Below are 5,190 nucleotides of genomic sequence, written 5' to 3'. Positions count from 1 at the left end.
GTCAAACGACACCCTTTTTGATATTTCAATTAACAATCTTGTGCTGATCAATCGAGCTCTGAACCTTGCGTAACCATACGAGCATCGGGTTCAGCCAACTCCCCGCCACAAAACTTACAGTACATCGCATCAGACTCATGTCCAGACTTTGAACAGTTTGGGCATTTAACCAATGTTCGGTGAGACTTCATCTCTTGATTCAATTCAGCCGTAATGATCCCGGTAGGCACGGCAAGAATGGAATAACCTAATAGCATGGTAATTGATGCAATACCTTTCCCTAATGCTGTTTGCGGCACGAGATCACCGTAGCCAACCGTTGTAATGGTGACGATCGCCCAATAAATGCTTTGCGGTATGCTAGTAAATCCATTGATAGGCCCTTCAATAACATAAATCAACGAGCCTAAAATCGTGACTAAAATCGCTACCGTGGTAAAGAAGATGAAAATCTTGCGTTTTGCCATCAAAAGCGAGCGCAACAAGATATTGGAATCTTGTAAATAACGCACCAACTTCAGCACGCGGAAAATGCGCATTACACGCAGTAAACGCACCACACCCATAAATGACACTGCAGGGAAGAATATCGCCAGATAGGTTGGCAGAATCGCGAGCAGATCGATCACACCATAAAAGCTGGTGGCATACGCTTTGGGTTTAGGCGAACAATAGAGCCTGAGGATGTACTCAAGGGTAAACAAGGCAGTAAAGGCGTACTCACAATAACGTAGCTCGGTACTCCACTCGGTCATGACTGAAGGTAATGACTCTAATACCAGAACCACCAATGAAATTAAGATTGCAATGATCAAACTAATATCAAAGGCACGGCCCGCTTTGGTATGGGTGCCGAAAATAATGACGTAGAGATGATGCTTTAAAGAAGTCTTTGGCATGATGTGTCATCGTTAAAAATCAGATGCCACATCATACCAGAAAGGGAAGGGGAGGCTAACCAGCGATCAAAGGAGTATTAACCGACTAAGGCTGGAAAAAGGCCACGTAAGCCATTGGCAATAAACTCAATACCAAGAGCACCTAAGATCAAACCCATGATACGGGTGATAACGTTAATGCCTGTTTGGCCAAGGAAGCGAACAAGCAGTGGGGCTGAGCGGAATAATAACCATGAGCAAAAGCAGAAAGCGATGATGGTGAGAATAATCCCCATAGTGTCGAACATGCTTGGGTAACGTGCGCCATAAACAATCGTTGAACTGATCGCACCTGGGCCCGCCATTAGCGGCATAGCCAGTGGCACAACGCCAACTTGTTCGCGAGTGACTGACTCGGTCTTCTCTTGTTTGTTTTGTTTATCTTCACCCAACTTACCGCTCATCATCGAAAATGCGATGCTAAGAAGCAGCAAGCCACCCGCAACGCGGAATGAGTCGAGTGAAATACTGAACATATCTAACAGCACTTGTCCTGCTAATAAAGAGACGATCAAAATAACGACAACCGCAACGTTTGCAGTGAGGGCTGTCTTTTTCTTTTCCTCCAACGTCATATGACCAGTGAGAGAAACGAACACCGGCATGATGCCAATAGGGTTAACAGCGGCCACAAGGCCTAAAAAGAACTGAAGAAATATCGCAAGCTCGATAGTTTGCATAATAGTGACTCACGCGTTGACGGAATGAAAAAGTTAATGGGGTAATTTCGCGCATAATGTAGTTCATTACGTAAGAGTAAACGAATGAAAAAATCTAACGTATAAAGGCCACTACGAGTGAGAAAATCTTATTATTGACGGTTTTGTGAACGGCATTGGAACGATTTGTTACACCATAGGCGTGGAATGTAAGGTTTAAAATTTCATAAACGTTAACATTCGCACACTTTCAACAAAAGATATGTGTAGTTGTAGAGAGATAATGGGATTTGGATATACTCTCAGTAGCACGTGAAACTGCGCTTACAAGAGACGTTTTTGTATAAAAATGAAACTTTTTTACAGAATTTTGAAAGTTTTTGAGCTTTTGTTGTTTAAGTGCGTTTTTTTTGAACATTGATGGTTCAGGGTTATATTTCTTTTAAATCAGTGTGTTAAGGTTGTTTTTCTTAGGTGGGTACCACTAAGGGAGTAATTAATTTTTCAGAACTGATCTGAGTCAATTTTTTTCATACTCTGAAATATTATACTCAGCCCTGAAAGCAATTTACTAAGAGTGTTGTTAGTTAAGCCGCTAAACAGTGTGAAAGCGAGCCAACAACGAGCTTAATAAAAAGTTTTTAATATTTGTTAATTTTAGGAGATTCCCTATGCCTGTAACTAATTTGGCTGAACTAGATGCTCTAGTAGCTCGCGTAAAAGCAGCTCAAGAAGAATTTGCTACGTTCTCTCAAGAGAAAGTAGACGCGATTTTCCGCGCAGCATCTCTAGCAGCTAACCATGCTCGTATCCCGCTAGCACAACAAGCGGTTGCTGAGTCTGGTATGGGTATTGTTGAAGATAAAGTAATCAAGAACCACTTTGCGTCTGAGTTCATTTACAACAAGTACAAAGACGAAAAAACCTGTGGCATCCTTGAAGAAGATGACAACCTAGGCACAATGACTATCGCTGAGCCTGTAGGTATCATCTGTGGTATCGTTCCAACAACTAACCCAACTTCTACAGCGATCTTTAAATCTCTGATCTCTCTGAAGACTCGAAACGGTATCATCTTCTCACCACACCCACGTGCTAAAAACTCTACTAACGACGCAGCTAAACTTGTTCTAGATGCAGCAGTAGCAGCGGGCGCACCAAAAGACATCATCGGTTGGATTGACCAACCTTCAGTTGAGCTATCAAACGCTCTTATGAAGCACGATGGTATCGCTCTTATCCTTGCGACTGGTGGTCCAGGCATGGTTAAAGCGGCTTACTCTTCTGGTAAACCAGCAATCGGCGTAGGTGCAGGTAACGTTCCTGTAGTTATCGATGAAACAGCAGACGTTAAACGTGCTGTAGCATCTATCCTTATGTCTAAAACATTCGATAACGGCGTAGTTTGTGCTTCTGAGCAAGCAGTTATCGTAATGGACGAAGTATATGACGAAGTGAAAGAGCGTTTCGCTTCTCACAAAGGTCACGTACTAAGCAAAGCAGACGCAGATAAAGTACGTAAAGTGCTTCTTATCGATGGCGCACTAAATGCGAAAATCGTAGGTCAACCTGCAGTAGCAATCGCTGAAATGGCGGGTGTTAAAGTGCCAGCTGATACTAAGATTCTAGTGGGTGAAGGCCTAGGTGAAGTATCTTACGATGACGAATTCGCTCACGAGAAACTATCTCCAACTCTTGGTATGTTCCGTGCGTCTTCATTCGAAAACGCCGTTGCTCAAGCAGTAACAATGGTAGAAATCGGTGGTATCGGCCATACATCTGGTCTTTACACTAACCAAGACGTGAACGCAGACCGCATCCGTTACTTCGGTGACAAGATGAAGACTGCACGTATTCTTATCAACATCCCAACAACTCACGGCGGTATCGGTGACCTGTACAACTTCAACGTTGCACCATCACTAACGCTAGGTTGTGGTTCATGGGGTGGTAACTCTATCTCTGAAAACGTTGGTCCTAAGCACCTAATCAACAAGAAAACTGTTGCGAAGCGAGCTGAAAATATGTTGTGGCACAAACTACCGAAATCAATCTACTTCCGTCGTGGTAGCCTTCCAATCGCTCTTGGCGACCTAGAAGGTAAGAAACGCGCGTTCCTAGTAACTGACCGTTTCCTATTCAACAACGGTTACGCTGATGACGTAGTAAGCCTACTAAAAGCTCAAGGTATCGAAGTTCAAACATTCTTTGATGTAGAAGCGGATCCAACTCTATCTGTAGTAGAGAAAGGTGCTGAAGCAATGAAGAGCTTCCAACCTGACGTAATCCTTGCTCTAGGTGGCGGTTCTCCAATGGACGCAGCTAAGATCATGTGGGTTATGTACGAGCACCCAGAAACTCACTTTGAAGAACTAGCAATGCGCTTTATGGACATCCGTAAACGTATCTACAAGTTCCCTAAAATGGGTCAAAAAGCTGAGCTTGTATGTATCACTACAACTTCAGGTACGGGTTCAGAAGTTACTCCATTCGCTGTTGTTACAGACGACAAGACTGGTGCTAAGTACCCACTAGCTGACTACGAAATCACGCCAAACATGGCTATCGTTGATGCGAACCTAGTAATGAACATGCCTAAGTCGCTAACAGCGTTCGGTGGTTACGATGCAGTAACTCACGCTCTAGAAGCTTACGTATCAGTTCTTGCGAACGAATACTCTGATGGTCAAGCTCTGCAAGCTCTTAAGATGCTTAAAGAATACCTACCATCAAGCTACAAAAATGGTTCTGCTGACCCAATCGCTCGTGAGAAAGTGCACAACGCAGCAACTATCGCTGGTATGGCATTTGCGAACGCATTCCTAGGTGTTTGTCACTCAATGGCACACAAACTAGGTGCTGAGTTCCACCTACCACACGGTCTTGCTAACGCACTACTTATCTCTAACGTTGTACGTTACAACGCGAACGATAACCCAACTAAACAAACTGCGTTCTCTCAATACGACCGTCCACAAGCACGTCGTCGTTACGCTGAAGTTGCTGACCACCTAGGCCTAAGCCAAGCTGGTGACCGTACTGCTCAGAAGATTGAACGTCTACTAACTTGGTTAGAAGAGCTTAAAGTTGATTTGGATATCCCACTATCAATCCAAGCTGCAGGTGTTAACGAAGCTGACTTCATCGCGAAACTTGAAGAGCTATCAGTAGAAGCGTTCGATGACCAATGTACTGGTGCGAACCCTCGTTACCCACTAATCAGCGAGCTAAAAGAAGTTCTAACTGCTTCTTACTTTGGCACTGCATTTGTTGAAGGCGAAACTTTCGAAGGTACAACTGTTATCAAGAAGAAAGCTGACCAAGAAGCAAAACCAGCTAAAGCTAAGAAAGAAAAAGCGGGCGCTTAATTTAAGTCCCAGCTATGAGTTAGGTTTTCGCTAGCACGAAATCTACTTTATCGGAAAAGTACAAAGCCCCTGTCGAAAGACAGGGGCTTTTTTTCTTTAGAACGGATTGAGAGCGCTGCGCTTTGAGAGTGGAGAAGTAGAGAATTGAGAATTGAGAAACGAGAGCAAAGAGCCGAGAGATCCCCGACTCGGTCGTTCCTCCCTCTCGAGGATGACGAAATCGGG

General features: G+C 43.9%; 4 protein-coding genes. 1 reads left to right on the top strand and 3 read right to left on the bottom strand.

Annotation, left to right across the window (positions count from 1 at the left end; genetic code table 11):
- Window positions 1-47 precede the first annotated feature (47 nt).
- Together RH88_RS05170 and RH88_RS05165 are read right to left on the bottom strand one after the other, a co-directional pair.
- Window positions 48-899 (bottom strand): ion transporter, encoded by an 852-nt coding sequence (locus RH88_RS05170; protein WP_005593960.1) that lies wholly within the window; start codon window positions 897-899, stop codon window positions 48-50.
- A 77-nt stretch (window positions 900-976) separates the two neighbouring features.
- Window positions 977-1,618, bottom strand: coding sequence for a YchE family NAAT transporter (locus RH88_RS05165; protein WP_005593959.1), 642 nt, complete (start codon window positions 1,616-1,618; stop codon window positions 977-979).
- 650 nt (window positions 1,619-2,268) lie between these two features.
- Here RH88_RS05165 and adhE point away from each other — a divergent pair.
- Entirely contained in the window at window positions 2,269-4,965 is a 2,697-nt protein-coding gene (adhE, locus tag RH88_RS05160; protein WP_005593958.1) for a bifunctional acetaldehyde-CoA/alcohol dehydrogenase, read from the top strand.
- Window positions 4,966-4,984: 19 nt separating this feature from the next.
- Here the strand turns inward: adhE and RH88_RS23795 are convergent.
- On the bottom strand, window positions 4,985-5,190 hold a 206-nt coding region (locus tag RH88_RS23795; RefSeq protein WP_206536058.1), incomplete at its 5' end, for a hypothetical protein.

It is taken from the genome of Vibrio scophthalmi LMG 19158, from assembly GCF_000222585.1.
Lineage (GTDB): Bacteria > Pseudomonadota > Gammaproteobacteria > Enterobacterales > Vibrionaceae > Vibrio > Vibrio scophthalmi.
Note: the sequence above shows the minus strand (reverse complement) of the source record. Positions and strands in the feature narration are given on the sequence as shown.

Excerpts from the sequence above, each read along its gene's own strand:
- RH88_RS05170 (WP_005593960.1), bottom strand. The coding sequence starts at position 899 with ATGCCAAAGACTTCTTTAAAGCATCATCTCTACGTCATTATTTTCGGC.
- adhE (WP_005593958.1), top strand. The coding sequence starts at position 2,269 with ATGCCTGTAACTAATTTGGCTGAACTAGATGCTCTAGTAGCTCGCGTA.
- RH88_RS05165 (WP_005593959.1), bottom strand. The coding sequence starts at position 1,618 with ATGCAAACTATCGAGCTTGCGATATTTCTTCAGTTCTTTTTAGGCCTT.